The organism is Xanthomonas sp. GPE 39, from assembly GCF_000963005.1.
In the GTDB taxonomy this organism is placed as follows: Bacteria; Pseudomonadota; Gammaproteobacteria; order Xanthomonadales; family Xanthomonadaceae; genus Xanthomonas_A.
Map to the genome: position 1 here is coordinate 1,984,692 of NZ_JZHZ01000007.1, position 15,667 is coordinate 2,000,358.

Annotated in this window: 15 protein-coding genes and 1 pseudogene; 3 read left to right on the plus strand and 13 right to left on the minus strand. The window is 64.7% G+C overall.

Annotated elements, in window-relative coordinates:
• Window positions 1-184: 184 nt before the first annotated feature.
• From XALGPE39_RS08390 to XALGPE39_RS08450, 13 genes and pseudogenes are all read right to left on the minus strand, one after another.
• The gene (locus XALGPE39_RS08390) at window positions 185-1,447 is read right to left on the minus strand and encodes a glutamate-5-semialdehyde dehydrogenase (RefSeq protein WP_045727791.1); all 1,263 of its coding nucleotides are present in this window, start codon (window positions 1,445-1,447) and stop codon (window positions 185-187) included.
• Window positions 1,448-1,576: 129 nt separating this feature from the next.
• The gene (gene proB, locus XALGPE39_RS08395) at window positions 1,577-2,782 is read right to left on the minus strand and encodes a glutamate 5-kinase (RefSeq protein WP_045727792.1); all 1,206 of its coding nucleotides are present in this window, start codon (window positions 2,780-2,782) and stop codon (window positions 1,577-1,579) included.
• 16 nt (window positions 2,783-2,798) lie between these two features.
• Window positions 2,799-3,056: a YciI family protein gene (locus XALGPE39_RS08400; protein ID WP_045727793.1), complete on the minus strand. Its 258-nt coding sequence runs from the start codon at window positions 3,054-3,056 to the stop codon at window positions 2,799-2,801.
• Between the two features lie 66 nt (window positions 3,057-3,122).
• Complete coding sequence (argH, locus tag XALGPE39_RS08405) at window positions 3,123-4,421, minus strand: argininosuccinate lyase (protein ID WP_045727794.1); 1,299 nt, start codon at window positions 4,419-4,421, stop codon at window positions 3,123-3,125.
• A 43-nt stretch (window positions 4,422-4,464) separates the two neighbouring features.
• Window positions 4,465-5,436 carry an N-acetyl-gamma-glutamyl-phosphate reductase gene (gene argC / locus XALGPE39_RS08410; protein ID WP_045727795.1) on the minus strand — a complete coding sequence of 324 codons (972 nt, stop codon included), beginning with the start codon at window positions 5,434-5,436 and terminating at the stop codon, window positions 4,465-4,467.
• Entirely contained in the window at window positions 5,433-6,050 is a 618-nt protein-coding gene (locus XALGPE39_RS08415) for a GNAT family protein (protein ID WP_045729070.1), read from the minus strand. Before XALGPE39_RS08415 ends, argC begins: the two co-directional genes overlap by 4 nt.
• A 14-nt stretch (window positions 6,051-6,064) precedes the next feature.
• On the minus strand, window positions 6,065-7,381 hold the full coding sequence (locus tag XALGPE39_RS08420; RefSeq protein WP_045727796.1) for an acetylglutamate kinase: 1,317 nt from the start codon (window positions 7,379-7,381) through the stop codon (window positions 6,065-6,067).
• Window positions 7,382-7,437: 56 nt separating this feature from the next.
• Window positions 7,438-8,535 carry an acetylornithine deacetylase gene (locus XALGPE39_RS08425; RefSeq protein ID WP_045727797.1) on the minus strand — a complete coding sequence of 366 codons (1,098 nt, stop codon included), beginning with the start codon at window positions 8,533-8,535 and terminating at the stop codon, window positions 7,438-7,440.
• A 6-nt stretch (window positions 8,536-8,541) separates the two neighbouring features.
• Window positions 8,542-8,994 carry a GNAT family N-acetyltransferase gene (locus XALGPE39_RS08430; RefSeq protein WP_045727798.1) on the minus strand — a complete coding sequence of 151 codons (453 nt, stop codon included), beginning with the start codon at window positions 8,992-8,994 and terminating at the stop codon, window positions 8,542-8,544.
• A gap of 135 nt (window positions 8,995-9,129) precedes the next feature.
• Window positions 9,130-10,323: an argininosuccinate synthase gene (locus tag XALGPE39_RS08435; RefSeq protein ID WP_045727799.1), complete on the minus strand. Its 1,194-nt coding sequence runs from the start codon at window positions 10,321-10,323 to the stop codon at window positions 9,130-9,132.
• Window positions 10,316-10,519, minus strand: a pseudogene (locus XALGPE39_RS08440) (hypothetical protein); the annotation flags it as partial. The gene XALGPE39_RS08435 and the pseudogene XALGPE39_RS08440, both read right to left, overlap by 8 nt.
• A gap of 27 nt (window positions 10,520-10,546) precedes the next feature.
• Window positions 10,547-11,566 carry an N-acetylornithine carbamoyltransferase gene (locus XALGPE39_RS08445; protein WP_045727800.1) on the minus strand — a complete coding sequence of 340 codons (1,020 nt, stop codon included), beginning with the start codon at window positions 11,564-11,566 and terminating at the stop codon, window positions 10,547-10,549.
• Window positions 11,567-11,864: 298 nt separating this feature from the next.
• Entirely contained in the window at window positions 11,865-12,368 is a 504-nt protein-coding gene (locus XALGPE39_RS08450; protein ID WP_235429774.1) for a hypothetical protein, read from the minus strand.
• 176 nt (window positions 12,369-12,544) lie between these two features.
• Here XALGPE39_RS08450 and cysS point away from each other — a divergent pair, with 176 nt between their 5' ends.
• Genes cysS through XALGPE39_RS08465 form a run of 3 tightly spaced genes read left to right on the plus strand, consistent with a single transcriptional unit; the run spans window position 12,545 to window position 15,662 of the window.
• Window positions 12,545-13,939 carry a cysteine--tRNA ligase gene (gene cysS, locus XALGPE39_RS08455; RefSeq protein ID WP_045729072.1) on the plus strand — a complete coding sequence of 465 codons (1,395 nt, stop codon included), beginning with the start codon at window positions 12,545-12,547 and terminating at the stop codon, window positions 13,937-13,939.
• Window positions 13,940-13,977: 38 nt separating this feature from the next.
• Window positions 13,978-14,418, plus strand: coding sequence for a SufE family protein (locus XALGPE39_RS08460; protein WP_045727802.1), 441 nt, complete (start codon window positions 13,978-13,980; stop codon window positions 14,416-14,418).
• Window positions 14,415-15,662 (plus strand): MFS transporter, encoded by a 1,248-nt coding sequence (locus XALGPE39_RS08465; protein ID WP_045727803.1) that lies wholly within the window; start codon window positions 14,415-14,417, stop codon window positions 15,660-15,662. Before XALGPE39_RS08460 ends, XALGPE39_RS08465 begins: the two co-directional genes overlap by 4 nt.
• Window positions 15,663-15,667 lie beyond the last annotated feature (5 nt).

Sequence of the window (15,667 nt, forward strand, 5' to 3'; positions counted from 1 at the left end):
CACAGTTAAGAGACAAGTGTGTCAGGTTAGACGGCGACAGGCCGCCAGGGGAGTGTCAAAGGTCGCAGATCGTCCGCTTCGATGCTCGCCAGAGAGGACGGTCTGCCGATGACGTATGGCGCAAGCAGACAACACCACTGCTGCGGCCGCCAGCGCGCAGCACAACTTGGTATGAGCGGATACATCAGGACGCAGTGTCCGGATGCCGCACCTGGCCTTCGCCGCGTACCACGAAACGCTCCACGGTCAGCGCGTCCAACCCCATCGGGCCGTAGGCGTGCAGGCGTGTGGTCGAGATGCCGATCTCCGCGCCAAGGCCAAGCTCGCCACCATCGGAAAACCGCGAGGAGGCATTGACCATCACCACCGCCGCGCGCAGCGCCTGCACGAACGCCTCGGCATTGGCGGTATCGGCGGTGGCGATGACCTCGGTATGGTCCGAGCCGTAGCGGCGGATATGCGCAATCGCCGCGTCCAGATCCGGCACCACCGCGACCGCCAGAATCAGGTCCAGGTACTCGGCGGCGTAGTCGTCGTCGCTGGCCGGGTCGATCTGCGGCAGCAGCGCGCGGGTGGCGGCGTCGCCACGCAACGCCACGCCGCGTTGGCGCAACGCCTGTGCCGCCAACGGCAGGAAGCGCGTGGCGATGTCGGCGTGGACCAACAATGTCTCCAGGGAATTACAGGCCGCCGGACGCGTGGTCTTGCCGTCGATCAGCAACTTGACCGCCAGGTCCAGGTCGGCCGAGGCGTCCACGAACAGATGGCACACGCCCTTGTAGTGTTTGATCACCGGCACGCGCGCGTGTTCGGCAACGAAACGGATCAAGCCCTCGCCGCCACGCGGGATCGCCAGATCGACGAGATCGTTGAGCTGCAGCAACTCCAGCATGGTCTCGCGGCGCAGGTCCTCGACCAAGGTCAGCGCGGCCTCGCCGAGACCGGCCTCGCGCAACGCGCGGCGCAACGACGCGGCGATGGCGGTATTGGAATGGATCGCCTCCGAGCCACCACGCAGGACGACTGCGTTACCGGCCTTGATGCACAGCGCGGCAGCATCGGCCGTCACGTTCGGGCGCGCCTCGTAGATCATCGCCACCACACCCAGCGGCACACGGATCTTCTGCACGCGGATACCGTTGGGGCGCACGTCGTCGCGGGTGATCTGTCCAACCGGGTCGGGTAGCGCGGCCACCTCGCGCAACGCCGCCGCGATGCCGTCCAGGCGCGAACGGTCCAGCGCCAGCCGATCCAGCAGCGCAGTACCGACGCCTTTGGCCCGCGCCGCATCCAGATCGCGCGCATTGGCGGCGAGGATCCCCTCGGCATCGGCCTGCAGTGCCGCCGCCATCGCCTCCAGCAACGCCTGCTTGGCTGCGGACGACAACTGCGCCAGCGCCTGCGCGGCATCGCGGCATTGCAGGACGAGGTCGCGGATGGAGGTCATGACTTGGTTCCAGAGGATGGATGATTGAGGCGCAATGAAATATCCGAGAAAAGCGGCGCGTTCGCCGAATCGTATCGAACCAACGCACTGGCGCTGACGCGTGGCCGACGCCAGCAAACCTGGGTACCGCTATGCCGCTGTTCCGCGTCCCGAGTCCCCGGTCCCGGGCCCCGGCTCCTGCAGCACCAGATCGTCCCGATGGATCACGTTCTCGCCATAGTTGTAGCCCAGGATCGCCTCGATGTCGCGCGAGTGATGGCCGGCGATGCGGCGGATGTCCGCCGCCGCGTACTGGCTGACCCCACGCGCCAGGCAGCGCTCGCCAGCGGCTTGACGCAGGCACACCTGGACCATGTCGCCGCGACGAAATTCGCCATCGGCCCCCGCGACGCCGCCCGGCAACAGCGAGGCCCCCTTGTCGACCAGCGCGGCCGCAGCACCGGCATCGATCCAAATCGCACCGGGTTCCACCGGCACATGGCGCAGCCAGTACTTGCGCGCGGCGATGCGGGTGCGTGCGGCATGGATGCGGGTACCACGCAGACGATCCTGCGCCAGCGCACGCACCACCTCGGCATTGCGACCATTGAACAGATAGGTTTCGATGCCTGCGGCACCGGCCTTGACCGCCGCCTCCAGCTTGGTGCGCATGCCGCCGGTACCGACACCGCTGCCGCTACCACCAGCCATCGCCAGCACCGACGCGCTCAATTCCTGCACTACGTCCAACGGCTGCGCCTGCTGATCGCGGCGTGGATCGGCGGTGTACAGGCCGTCGATATCGGTGGCGATAAACAAAGCATCGGCATCGATCAGTGCGGCGACAATGGCGGCGAGATTATCGTTGTCGCCCAGTGTGAGTTCGTCCACCGACACGGTATCGTTCTCGTTGACCACCGGCAGCGCGCCCAGCCGCAGCAGTTCGCCCAGAGTGGCGCGCGCGTTGAGATAGCGGCGGCGGTTGCGCAGGTCGTCGTGGGTCAGCAGCACCTGCGCCACCGGTCGTTCGAAGAAACGCTGCCACAGCGCAATCAATTGCGCCTGACCGAGCGCGGCCAGTGCCTGCCGCGCCGCCAGCGCCGCGCCGGCCTCGGCGGCTTTGGGCACAATCGCGCGGCCAGCGGCAACCGCGCCGGAGGAGACGATCACCAGTTCGCGCCCGGCTGCCAAATTGGCGGAGACGAACTGCGCCAGGCCCAGCGCGAAACGCGGACTGACGCCACCGCCATCGGCAGCCAACAGACTGCTACCGACCTTGAGCACCGCGCGCCGCCACGGCGGCAGCGCCTGCTCGGCAAAGACGGACACGGCGACGGATGTGGTCGGTGTACTCATCGTGGTCTCGTGCGGCTCAGTGGGTATTCCAAGCGTAGATGGTCAACTCGGACGCATTGCGCAACAGCAACGGATCCTCGGCGACAATCGCCCGCGCCTGTTCGAGACTGGCGACATTCTTCAGCACGTAAGCGCCGCCACTGCCGTCGGCGAAACCACCCGTGAGTTCCAGCAATCCCTGCGCACGCAACGCGGCAAGAAAATCACGGTGCGGCTGGATCACCGACTGTGAAAACTCCGGCTTGCGCATCGCCATGACCAAGTAATGTGTCATCGTTTCGTGTCTTGTTGGATCGATTCGGTTGGGTCTGCGCCAAATGCAACGGCGCGGCAACCAGCATCAAACGCCCAGTGCGTGCCAGCGCGCATGCAATTGCGCCAGGCGCAGATCGGCGGCGGCGCCGGGCGACACCCGCGCGGCCAGGCTGCCTTGCGGAGTGCGTCCTTGTCCAGCGCGATCGGCCGTGGCCGCCGCTGCCTGATACGCCTCGCGGAACGGCACACCGGCCAGCGCCGCTTCCACGGCCACGTCGGTGGCGTACATGCCCGAGTCAATCGCCGCGCGCAGTTTATCCTCGCGCCACTCCAGGTTGGCCAGCAACGCCGGCAACAACTCAAGTGCGGCCAGACCACGCCCAAAGCCGTGGAAAATCGCCCCCTTGCTGCTCTGCAAATCGCGGTGATAGCCGGAGGGCAACGAGAGCAACTGTTCGATCTCGGTACGCGCGGCGGCCACGCTGGCATGGGTGGCGCGCATCAGTTCGATCACGTCCGGATTGCGCTTGTTGGGCATGATCGAACTGCCGGTGGTGTACTGCGCCGGCAGCGCGACAAAACCGAACTCGCCACTGGTGAACAGCGACAGATCCCAGGCTAGGCGACGCAGATCCAAGGTGGCGCTGCCGAGTGCTTCCAGTGCCGCCATTTCGAACTTGCCGCGCGACAATTGCGCGTAGATCGGGCTGACCTGCAACCGCGCAAAGCCCAGCGCGGCGGTGGTGTGATCGCGATCCAGCGGCAAATTGACCCCGTAACCGGCAGCGGTGCCGAGCGGATTGCAATCCACCAAGCGGAGGGTGTCGGCAGCGCGCACCGCATCGTCGATGAACGCCTCGGCCCAGCCGGCCCACCACATACCCGCCGACGACACCACGGCGCGTTGGATGTGGGTATAGCCAGGCACCGGCAAGTCCTGCTCGGCCTGCGCGCGGTCCAACGCGACCTTGGCGATGTCGGCGCTGAGCTGGGCCAAGCGGGCCAACTTGTCCTTCAGCCACAGCCGGGTGGCGACCAGAATCTGATCGTTGCGGCTGCGTCCGGTGTGGATCTTGCGCCCGGCATCACCGAGACGCTCGGTCAACCGTGCTTCGATCGCCGAATGCCCGTCTTCAAAGCGCGCATCGAGGACGAAGACACCGCTGCGAAAATCCTCGGCCAGCATCGCCAACTCGCGTTGCAATCCGGCCAGTTCGTCCGTCGAGAGGATGCCGATACGCTGCAAACCTTCGGCATGCGCGCCGCTGGCGGCGATGTCGTGCAGGAAGAATTCGCGATCCAGCAACACGTCATCGCCCGCCAGAAATGCCTGGATTTGCGCATCGACAGCGACGCCGGGTTTTTGCCACAGGAGATTGGTCATGGGAGCCCTTTTTTGCGGTCCCCGGGACGCGGGACCGATGATGTCACACCGGAATCGACGTCAACTCGTCCAATCCCAGCGCCAGGTTGAGATTCTGCATCGCCTGCGTCGCCGCGCCCTTGAGCAGATTGTCCAACGTCGCCACCAGCACCAAGCGCTTGTTGCCCGGCGCAAGAGTGAAACCGCCGATCTGCACACCGTGGCGACCCGCGATACGGCTCACCCACGGTGCGGTGTCCAGCACCTCGATCAAGGCTTCGCCGCTATAGCGCTCGCGATAGCAGCGCTGCACCGCGTCGAGCTTCATCGGCTGCTGCAGCCACAGGTTCACGGTCATGGTGATACCACGGAAATGCGGCGCCACATGCGGCATGAACTCCACCGGCACACCGAGTTGCGTGGACACTTCACGCTCGTGCAGGTGATCGGTCAGCGCATACGGCATCAAGTTGTCGCGCAGCAGCGCCGGGTCGTTCTTGTCCGAGGGCGTGGTACCAGCGCCGGAATAACCCGACACGCCAAAGCATTGTGGTGGGCCGGCGAGTTGATCGAGCAACGGCGCGATCGCCAACTGCATCGCGGTGGCATAGCAGCCGGGATTACTGATGCGCCGCTGCCCGGCATAGCGCGTCCGGGTCAGCTCCGGCAAACCGTAGTACCAACTAGAATCGAAGCGATAGTCCGCGGACAGATCGACGATCAGCGGATCCACCGCCGTCGCATTCGCCTGTTGCGCCTGCTCCAGCGCGGCCACGTAGGGCGCGGCCTTGCCGTTGGGCAGTGCCAGCACGACCACGTCGGCATGCTTGGCCGCAGCCGCCTGCGGATCCAGATTTTCGTAGCGCAGCTCACCCTGGTAGGCGTCGTGATGCGCCTCGACGCGCTGGCCGTCCAACTCGCGCGAAGACACAAAGGCCAGGCGCAATTGCGGATGCGCCGCGATCAGGCGAATCAATTCGGCGCCGGTATGGCCACGCGCACCGACGATGCCAATGGAATAAACGGAAGTGCTCATACGTGCGAATCCAGGCGGAACTGCAGGTGGCGTTTCACCCCGGCCCATTCCGTATCGATGATGGAGAAGATCACGGTATCGCGCGGCGTGCCATCGCAGTGGCGCTTGTGGTTGCGCAACACGCCATCCTGCTTTGCGCCGAGCCGCGCGATCGCCACACGCGAGGCGTGGTTGAACCAGCTTGTCTCGAACACCACGCTGAGGCAGCCGAGGGTGTCGAAGGCATAGCCAAGCAACAGCAACTTGGCCTCGGTGTTGACGCCGGTACGCTGCACGCGCGGCGCGTACCAGGTGTAGCCGATCGACAGCGTCGGCACCTGCGGGTCCAGGGCGTAGAAGCGCGTACTGCCGACGATCTCACCGTGCGCGTCACGTACCACGAACGGCAGCACACGCCCCAGCACCTGCGCCTCCAGGGCCTCGGCGACATAGGCATCCACCCGTTCCGGCGCCGGTACGTTGGTGTACCACAAGGTGTCCAAGCCGCTACCGGCCAGCGCAGCACGCAACCCCTGAGCATGCGCAGACTGCAGCAGCTCTAGGCTGACGTGACGTCCGCGCAGGGTGGGAACGCGGCGCCAGGCCTCGGCAAGATCGCAGGAGGATGCAGACATGGCGACGTCCGGGTTCATCCCAGCAAGGTCGGCGTGCGTGTAGCGCAGTGCGCTACGCAGTGCTGGATCTGCTCGAAATTCTCCAGCCCGTACCAGAACACCTTCCACTTCTCCTGCTTGAAGCAGCCGTCGGATTCGGCGTAGTAAAAAATGTTGACTTGGTTGTTGTGCCGCGAACGCCAGAACAATTGCGGGGTTTCCTCGCGCATCACATTCCACACCGCGCGACCGAGGCCCTCGCCTTGTGCGTCGTCAAGCACCGCGAACTTGTCCAGGTAGGTGTACCCATCCTCGTTGGTCAAAATGACCGCGGTACGATAGTTCTCGCTGACGTAGGCGCGCAGCAACCGGGTCGTATCGAAATAGTCCGGCGCCAGCGTGCGACCGAAACTGGATTCGATCAGCGTCTTCAAGCGTGGCATATCCAGCTCCCGCCACGAGGTCGCGCGCAACACCCTCTCGCCACGTCGCACCAGGGTGCCGGAGCCTTTGTGGGTGAACAATTCCTTGGCCAGATCGGCCGGGCGGGTGATCGACACCGACGACTCCAACGGCAGCCGGTCTAGCAGATCCTTGATCTGCTCGATCTTCAGCCGCATGCCGCCGTTGATCCACGGCTGCTGCATCAGATGGGCATATTCGGTGGACAGATTGATGGAGTCGATCACCGTGCCGCACTCGTCGAGCAAGCCACCCGTGCCGGTGAGGAAGATGATCTTGTACGGCTGCAACTCCCGCACCAGTTCGTTGGCGGCGATATCGGCATTGACGTTGAGAATCTGTCCGCTGGGAGTTTCACCCAGGCTGGTGATGACCGGAATCGAGCCGGCCTGCAGACTGGCCTCGATCGGCGCCAAGTTCACTGCAGTGACTTCGCCGACCAGGCCATACGTGGCTTGATCCAAGTAGTGCGCCTCGAACACTCCGCCGGTGATCGAAGTGGCACGCGCACCGTTTTGCTGCAGTGCCTCGACCAATTTCAGGTTCGAGGTCTGGAACACCCGACGCACGATCGCCAGTGCTTCCGGCGAAGTCACACGCAGGCCATTGACGGTGCGTTTTTCGATTCCGGCGGCGGCCAGTTCCGCATCCAGTTGCGGGCCGGCGCCGTGCAGCACAATCGGCGTCAGCCCCACTTCCTGCAAGAACGACAGCGATGAGGTCAGCGCTTCCAGGTCATCGCGCAGTACCGCGCCGCCGACCTTGACCACGGCGAAACGCTTGGCGTCCAACTGCGAGAAACGCTTCAGATACTGGCTGATTTCCTTCGCGCTCGCCATGCTCGAAAGCAGGCGCACGATGGTTTGACGGGTTTGACGGTTGGCGTGCATGGCAGAAAGGGATGTCCGAAAAAATCCAGTGGGGTCGGGCACAGTGGACGCGCGGATCAGCGCGCGCCGTTGAGGATGCGATGAACACAGGTGGCGTAGCGCTGCAACTGCGCCAGCGTGACGAACTCGTCGGCGGTGTGCGCCTGGGCGATATCGCCTGGGCCATACACCAGCGCGGTATAACCACCTGCGGAAAACAGCGAGGCTTCGGTCCAGAAGTCCACCGCATTGCCAATCGGCAGTTCCAACGCATCGGCGATATCGCGCGCGGCCAATCGACGTTCCTCGGCCCGGGCGATGTCGCCGGATGGCAGGCTCGGCCCACGGAAAGTTTCCTCGAAATGCGCGGCCACCGGATCGGCAAAGCCGGCGAACGTTGCCAGTAATGCGCCCACCTCCATCGACGGCAACGGACGGAAACCAAAGCGCAGCTCGGCTGCCGGCGCGATCATGTTGGCCTTGATTCCACCTTCGACCCGGCCGATGTTGAAACGCAGCCCGGTGAGGCCGCCGAAGCGCGCATGCGCCAGCGATTCCACATGATTCAATGCGCGCTCGCCCCAGCGGATCGCCTGGTGTAGCGCGCTGGCGGACGGATCCTGCTTGCCGGACGCATGCCCAGCTCGGCCAGCAAAACGCATCAGCACCGAACTGATGCCACGATGCGCCAACACCGCCTCGCTCATCGTCGGCTCGGCCACCAGCACGGCGTCATAGGGGATACCACGCGCCAGGAACGCGGCAATGCAACGCGGGTCGTTGGCTTCTTCGTCGCTGGAAAACAGGAAGGCGGCATCGCCATCGCTGGCATTGGCCGCAGCGATCAGCGCGGCCGCCGCGCCCTTGATATCGCATACGCCCAGGCCGATCACCCGATCCTCGGTGCGACGCATGACGTGCGGATCGGCGCTCCAGTGCGGGGAGTCCGGCACGGTGTCCAAGTGCACGTTGAACAGGTACTTCGGCGCACCACGCACCGCGTAGAGACTGACCGCGCCGGCACCGTGATCGATCACCTCGACTCGGAAACCCGGCAGTTGCGCGCGGATATAGTCGAAGATGCCGCCAGTGGTGATCGCGCGCGGCGGATTGCGGGTGTCGAAGGACACCAGCGCCTGCAGGTGATCGAGGGTGGAGGTGAGCAGATCGGTCATGGTAGGTCAGGCCGCCGTGGTGGGGGTGCGGTAGAGATTGGTGTGGGCGATTTCCATCAGCGACTGCGGCAACGCCGGCGCAGTGAAGCCGTGCCGGGCGTACAACGCATGCGCATCGGAGGTCGCCAGCATGAAACGGCGCAGTCCTTGCAGTTGCGGGTGGGCCATGACCGCTGCCATCAACTGCTTGCTGTAGCCATGGCCGCGATGTTCCGGCAGCACGAACACGTCGGCCAGATAGCCGAAAGTCGCCCCATCGGTGACCACGCGGGCAAACGTCACCTGCCCCACTGCACCAAGGTAGCCGCCGAAGCACAGCGAACCGGCGATCGCCCGTCGCAGCGTCTCCAACGGAATGCCCAGGCACCAGTAGGCCTGCTCACTGAGAAAGCGGTGGATCAAGGGCAGATCCAGTTCCTCGTTGTCGGTGCTGATGCGCAGTGCGGGCATGGATTCCATCAGAACAACACTTCCAGCGGGAGAAGCCCACGAAGAGAGCGGATGAAGGGGCGTGCGAAGCCTCGTGCGTAAGCTGCACGAGGGCTTGGCTGCCACAGCCTCAGCCCTCTGGCGAGGGGAGAGAAGCCTTGGGCTTCAGCGATTCACCTGCGCGTACAGCGTGGAGCTCATCCCGAACAGCTTGATGAAGCCCTCGGCCTCGGCCACGCCCCAGTCCGCCGACTGCGCGTAGGTCGCGCCCTTGGCATTGAGCAGATGCGGCGACTTCACCGCCACCGCATCGACGCGACCACCGCGCGTCTCCAGCGTCACCTCGCCGTTGACCATGGTCTGCGAAGAATGCAGGAACGCCTCCAGATCGGTCTTCAGCGGATCGTGGTAGAAGCCTTCGTAGACCAGCTCCACCCACTTGCGCGCCACGTCCGGTTTGAAGCGATTCTGCTGCTTGGTCAACACCGCGTCCTCCAGCGCGCGGTGCGCGGCCAGCAACGCGACCAGGCCCGGCGCCTCGAAGACGATGCGGCCCTTCAGACCGATCACAGTATCGCCGGTGTACATGCCACGGCCCACGCCGTAGGGAGCGAACAATTTATTGAGTTTGGCCAGCAGCGTGGCACCTTCCAAGGGCTTGCCGTCCAGTGCCACCGCCTCGCCGTGTGCGAAGGTCAGCGTCACCGTCAACGGCTCGGTCGGCCACGCGCTGCGCGGCGCGCACCAGCCACGGGTGCCCTCGCCCGGCGCTTCCCAACGGTCGATCTCGCCACCGGACATGGTCACGCCGAGCAGGTTCTCGTTGATGGTGTAGGCCTTCTGCTTGGCGCGCACGCCGAAGCCGCGCTCCTCCAGATACTTCTGCTCGTAGGCACGAGTCTGGGTGTGTTCCTTCTGGATTTCGCGGATCGGCGCGACGATCTCGTAGTCGCCCAGCGCCTTGACCGCCAGGTCGAAGCGCACCTGGTCGTTCCCCATGCCGGTGCAGCCATGCGCGATGTGCTTGGTGCCTAGTTCGTCGGCGCGCTTGAGCGCGGCATCGACGATCAAATAGCGGTCCGACACCAGCAGCGGGTACTGGCCCTGATAGCCCTCGCCGGCCCACACGAACGGCTTGACGAAGCCCTTCCAGATCGCTGGGCCACCGTCGACGGTGACGTGGCTGGCCGCGCCCAATTCCGCAGCGCGCTTCTCGATGAAATCGCGCTCATCGGCATCCACGCCGCCGGTGTCGGCGAACACGGTGTGCACGGCATAGCCCTTGGCCTGCAGATAGGGAATGCAGAAGCTGGTGTCGAGGCCGCCGGAAAAGGCGAGAACGATGTCTTTGCTACTCATGACGAAGATCCTGGGGGAAGGAGGAAAAGGAAAACGACTGGACAACCACGGCGCGCGGCTCGCAGCGCCCCGGGAAGTTGACCGAACGGGCGATGAAACAGGCCGCATGTGCGGCGCGGTGCAGCGCCTGCGCGGCTGCCGGATCGCCGGCGCTCAGCGTGACAATGGAATGCAACACGACCTCGTTGAGCTGGCCGCCGCCGGCGATGGTGGAAGTCGCCGCTCACGCCCGACCCTGGCCCACCAACGCGGCCATCACCGCCTTCTGCACATGCAGCCGATTCTCGGCCTCGTCGATGGCGATGCAATTGGGCGAGTCCATCACCGCGTCGGTGGCCTTGACGTTGCGGCGCAGCGGCAAGCAATGCGAGAACACGCCGTTGTTGGTCAGCGCCATCTTGCGCTCGTCGACGATGAAGTGCTGATACTGGTCGCGGATCGGTTTCTCCGGCCCCCAGTTGCCGAAGAACGGCAAGGCACCCCAGCTCTTGGCGTAGACCACGTCGGCACCGGCATAGGCACTGTCGATGTCGTGACTGACCGTCAGCGAACCACCGCTCTGTGCCACATTCTGCGCGGCCCAGCCCATGTAGCGTTCGTCGAGTAGATAATCCGGCGTCGGGCACAGCAGGGTCACGTCCATGCCTAGACGAGTCGCGATGGTCAGGGCGGAATTGGCCACCGCCGTGTTCAGCGGCTTGGGATGGTACGTCCAGGTCAGCACGTATTTCTTGCCGCGCAGGTCCTGGGTGCCGAAATGTTCCTGCAACGCCAGCGCGTGGGCCAGTTCCTGGCAGGGATGCGTGATGGTTTCCATGTTGATCACCGGCACCGGCGAATATTTGGCGAAGCTCTTGAGCACCTGATCTTCGCGGTCCTTGGCCCAGTCGATGAACTTCGGAAACGCGCGCACGCCGATCAGGTCCACGTAGCGTCCGAGCACCCGCGCCACCTCGGCGATGTGCTCCTCGGTCTCGCCATCCATCACCGTGCCCAGATCGAACTCGATCGGCCAAGCATCTTTACCCGGCTGCAACACCACCGCATGGCCGCCCAACTGAAACGCACCGAGTTCGAAGCTGGTGCGGGTGCGCATGGACGGATTGAAGAACACCAGCGCAATCGATTTACCCTTGAGCTCATTGCCAAGACGATTGCGCTTGAACAGCGCCGCCTGCGTCAGCAACGCGTCCAGATCGGTGCGGCTCCAGTCCTGGGTGTTCAAAAAATGCTTCAGAGACATCGATCCATCCTTTGCTGCGAGGAACCATCGAGAGTCGATGGCATGCGCGGGGCGCGCGATAGCTTCTTTACGGGTGAAACTTTTCCGGACAATGAAAACGAAAAAACCCAGCCTCTAGCTGGGTTTTCAGAACGCACGCAGCGACGCCCCGGTTACCCAGCCGAAATGTGGGATTCCGGTCGACGCGCACGCGAGGTCATGCCCGAGGCAAGACAAGCGGCACTGAGGACATGCTGAGGCAGGTTCGCTTTCATTGGCGCGCATCCTCGCACGCGCGCGACGCAGGCGCAAGCTGGGCTCATCGCGGCGGCACCACCACCGCGTCTGGCACGTATGGCACCACCGATACGCGGATGCGCAGGCGGTTGCCCGGGTCTTCCGGCAGGCGCGAGCGATACTTGGTGCCCTTATAGACATAATCCACGTCGTAGGCGATCGGCCGGCGGAACTCCCGACCGACTGTCACCGTCCTGCAATTGCGTCCGCCCGATGCCGCCGCCGCAGGCGTTGGAGCGACTGCGAGATCCTCATGCCGGCGGCTGAAAATGTCCTTCACCGAATCCATCATCCGGCCGATCCGGCTATCGTCCTGGGCCGGCTTCGGCAGCTCTGGCTCCGGCTCTGGCGCCGCCACTGGCAGCGGGTCGCACTGCTGTTCGGTACGGGTGGCGCGCAAGGTCTGATAGACCGGCTCCACGTTGAGCACCTGCGCATACTCCAGCCTGACGTTCTCGATCACCACCACCCGATTGCGCGTCTCGCTGTCCTGCGCTGCGGACGCCGACGCAGCGCAAACAAGCATGCCGACTAGCGGCGACAAAAGCTTTAGACGCATTGGAAGCAAGCTTCGCGATTGCAGGCTCGTCAGTGTAGGCATTGCGGCTTGCGTCGGGCTGAACGCACGCCCACGCCCGCATGGCCCACCCGGCCGGCAACGACTGCCGGTAGAATCGGACAGCCCCTCCATGCTCGATGCCGATGCGCCTGCGCCTGTATAACAACCTGACCCGCCAGCTCGATGCCTTCGAACCACTCGATCGCGATGCCGGCCCGACCTTCTACGTCTGCGGCCCGACCGTCTACAACTACGCGCACATCGGCAACGCGCGCGGCCCGGTGGTGTTCGACGTGCTGGCCAAGCTGCTGCGGCGGCGCTACGGGCGGCTGCGCTATGCGCGCAACATCACCGACGTGGACGACAAGATCAATGCCGCCGCGCAGGCTCAGGGCGTGCCGATCAGCGCGATCACCGACCGCTTCGCCGCCATCTACCGGCAGGACATGGCCGCGTTGGGCGTGGCCCCGCCGGACATCGAGCCGCAAGCGACCACCCACATCCCGCAGATCGTGGCGATGATCCAGCGGCTGATCGACAACGGCCACGCCTACGCCGCCGAGGGGCATGTGCTGTTCGCAGTGGCCAGCTTCGCCGACTACGGCAAACTCTCGCGGCGCGACCCGGAAGAAATGCTGGCCGGCGCCCGCGTCGAGGTGGCACCTTACAAACGCGACCCAGGCGACTTCGTCCTGTGGAAGCCCTCCAGCGACGACCTGCCCGGCTGGGACTCGCCATGGGGCCGTGGCCGACCGGGTTGGCACATCGAGTGCTCGGCGATGGCCGCCGCGCACCTGGGCGAGACCATCGACATCCATGCCGGTGGCGTGGACCTGCAGTTCCCACATCACGAGAACGAAATCGCGCAGAGCCAGTGCGCCCACGGTGGCGCCACCTTTGCCCGCTTCTGGCTGCACAACGGCATGCTCACTTTCAGCGGCGCCAAGATGAGCAAGTCGCTGGGCAACATCGAAACGGTGCACGAGCTGATCGCCAAGCATCCGCCCGAAGCACTGCGCTACGCCCTGCTGAGCGCGCATTATCGGCAACCGCTGGACTGGTCGCAGACGCTGATCGCGCAATCGAAAAATACGCTGGATCGGTTATATGGGACGCTGCGCGACCTGTCCGATTATTCCGCCGAACCGGAAATCCCGGCCGAAGTGGACATCGCGCTCGATGACGATCTCAACACCCCACGGGCGCTGGCCGAGCTGTCCGCCCTCGCCTCGCACGCGCGGACGATCCTGTCCAAACCCGAGCGCATTGGCCCGGCCGAACACGCCGAACTTGCTCATGTAAAAGCCAACCTGCTCGGTGCCGGCCTCGCCCTGGGCCTGTTGCAGCAGGATCCCGGCGTATGGTTCAAAGGCAGCGATAACGAGGACGATGCGTCCATCCAAGCCTTGATCGACGAGCGCAGCGCCGCCAAGCAACGTCGCGACTTCGCCCGTGCCGACGCCATCCGCCAACAACTCGCCGACACCGGCATCGTGCTCGAAGACACCCCGCAAGGCATCCGCTGGAAGCGTGCCTGATCGGCATCTCGCCCCCTTTCTCCTGACCCACTCTGCCAGTGACCGACACCGATTTCCCGCTCGAACCCACGCCCACCGCCGCACAGGCCGCCATCGCCGAGGAGTTCGGCTTCTTCGGCGACTGGTCCGAGCGTTACCAATACCTGATCGACCTGGGCCGCAAACTCCCCGCCTTCCCCGAGGCATGGAAGACCGAAGAACATCGCCTGCACGGTTGCCAGTCGATGGTATGGATCGTGCCCGAGGGCAACGCCGAGCGCCTGGTGTTTCATGCCATCAGCGATTCGGCCATCGTCTCCGGGCTGATCTACCTGGTGCTGCGGATCTACTCCGGGCGCAGCGCCGCCGACATCCTGGCCACCGCGCCGGACTTCGTCGCGGCCATCGGCCTGGGTAAGCATCTCTCGCCGACCCGCAGCAACGGCCTAGCTGCGCTGCTGGCCTTCATCCAGGACACCGCCCGCGCGCAACAGACATGAGCGCACCGTTGCCCACGCCGCATACACTGCGCACCGTACTGGCGCATCCCGGCTTCCCCTTGGTACTGGGCTATCGCATCTGCACGATGCTGTCCTATCAGATCGTCGCGGTCACGGTTGGCTGGCACATCTACGAAATCACCCACAATACCTTCTCGCTGGGCCTGATCGGGCTAGCCGAGATTCTGCCGTTCTTCTGCATCGCCCCATTTGCCGGCTACCTGGTCGATCACCTGCCGCGACGCCGGCTGGGTATGCTCTCCTGCCTGGGCCTAATCGCCACCGCTGGCGTGCTGACCGCAGTGAGCGCTGGCTGGCTGCCCGTGCATGGGGTGTGGCCAATCTACGCGGCGATTGCGCTGACCGGCGCAGCGCGCGCGTTCTTGAATCCGGTCTACAGCGCGCTGTTCGCGCATGTTCTGCCCCGCGCAGCGTATGCGCGTGGCGCTGGTGTCGGCAGCGTCGCGTTCCAGGCCGGCAACGTGATCGGGCCGGCACTGGGGGGCCTGCTGGTCGGCTTTGGTGGCAAAAGCCTGGCCTACGGCACCGCCATGGGCGTGGCCACCCTGTCACTGCTGGCGATGTGGCTGTTGCGCGTGGACGAGCCGATCCATGACGGCCCACGCACACCGATCTTCCGCAGCATCGCCGAAGGTGCGCAGTTCGTATTCTCCAATCAGATCATGCTCGGCGCGATGGCCCTGGACATGTTCTCGGTCCTGCTGGGCGGCGCAGTCTCGATGCTGCCTGCCTTCATCCACGACATTCTGCACCACGGCCCCACCGGCCTGGGCATCCTGCGCGGCGCGCCAGCGCTGGGCTCGATCCTGATCGGCGTGTGGTTGGCGCGACATCCATTACAACGCAATGCCGGACGTGTATTGCTGATGGCAGTGGCCGGCTTCGGCCTGTGCACCATCGCCTTCGGCTTATCGCGGCACTTCTGGCTATCGGCCGCGATCCTGCTGGTCTACGGCATGTGCGATGGAGTCTCGGTGATCGTGCGCTCGACCATCCTGCAACTGGTCACGCCAGATGCGATGCGGGGCCGGGTATCGTCGATCAGCAGCATTTTCATCGGTTCGTCGAACGAACTGGGTGCTTTCTACGACGGCGTCATGGCGCGGCTGATCCATCTGGTGCCGGCGGTGATCCTGGGAGGCTGCGTCACCCTGGGCGTGGTCGGCATCACCGCCTGGAAGGCACCCAAGCTGCGCCGGTTGGATTTGCGCGACCTGCAGTAGCAAAT

Coding starts and splice junctions, on each gene's coding strand:
- XALGPE39_RS08390 (WP_045727791.1), bottom strand. CDS start 1,447: ATGACCTCCATCCGCGACCTCGTCCTGCAATGCCGCGATGCCGCGCAG.
- proB (WP_045727792.1), bottom strand. CDS start 2,782: ATGAGTACACCGACCACATCCGTCGCCGTGTCCGTCTTTGCCGAGCAG.
- XALGPE39_RS08400 (WP_045727793.1), bottom strand. CDS start 3,056: ATGACACATTACTTGGTCATGGCGATGCGCAAGCCGGAGTTTTCACAG.
- argH (WP_045727794.1), bottom strand. CDS start 4,421: ATGACCAATCTCCTGTGGCAAAAACCCGGCGTCGCTGTCGATGCGCAA.
- argC (WP_045727795.1), bottom strand. CDS start 5,436: ATGAGCACTTCCGTTTATTCCATTGGCATCGTCGGTGCGCGTGGCCAT.
- XALGPE39_RS08415 (WP_045729070.1), bottom strand. CDS start 6,050: ATGTCTGCATCCTCCTGCGATCTTGCCGAGGCCTGGCGCCGCGTTCCC.
- XALGPE39_RS08420 (WP_045727796.1), bottom strand. CDS start 7,381: ATGCACGCCAACCGTCAAACCCGTCAAACCATCGTGCGCCTGCTTTCG.
- XALGPE39_RS08425 (WP_045727797.1), bottom strand. CDS start 8,535: ATGACCGATCTGCTCACCTCCACCCTCGATCACCTGCAGGCGCTGGTG.
- XALGPE39_RS08430 (WP_045727798.1), bottom strand. CDS start 8,994: ATGGAATCCATGCCCGCACTGCGCATCAGCACCGACAACGAGGAACTG.
- XALGPE39_RS08435 (WP_045727799.1), bottom strand. CDS start 10,323: ATGAGTAGCAAAGACATCGTTCTCGCCTTTTCCGGCGGCCTCGACACC.
- XALGPE39_RS08445 (WP_045727800.1), bottom strand. CDS start 11,566: ATGTCTCTGAAGCATTTTTTGAACACCCAGGACTGGAGCCGCACCGAT.
- XALGPE39_RS08450 (WP_235429774.1), bottom strand. CDS start 12,368: ATGCTTGTTTGCGCTGCGTCGGCGTCCGCAGCGCAGGACAGCGAGACG.
- cysS (WP_045729072.1), top strand. CDS start 12,545: ATGCGCCTGCGCCTGTATAACAACCTGACCCGCCAGCTCGATGCCTTC.
- XALGPE39_RS08465 (WP_045727803.1), top strand. CDS start 14,415: ATGAGCGCACCGTTGCCCACGCCGCATACACTGCGCACCGTACTGGCG.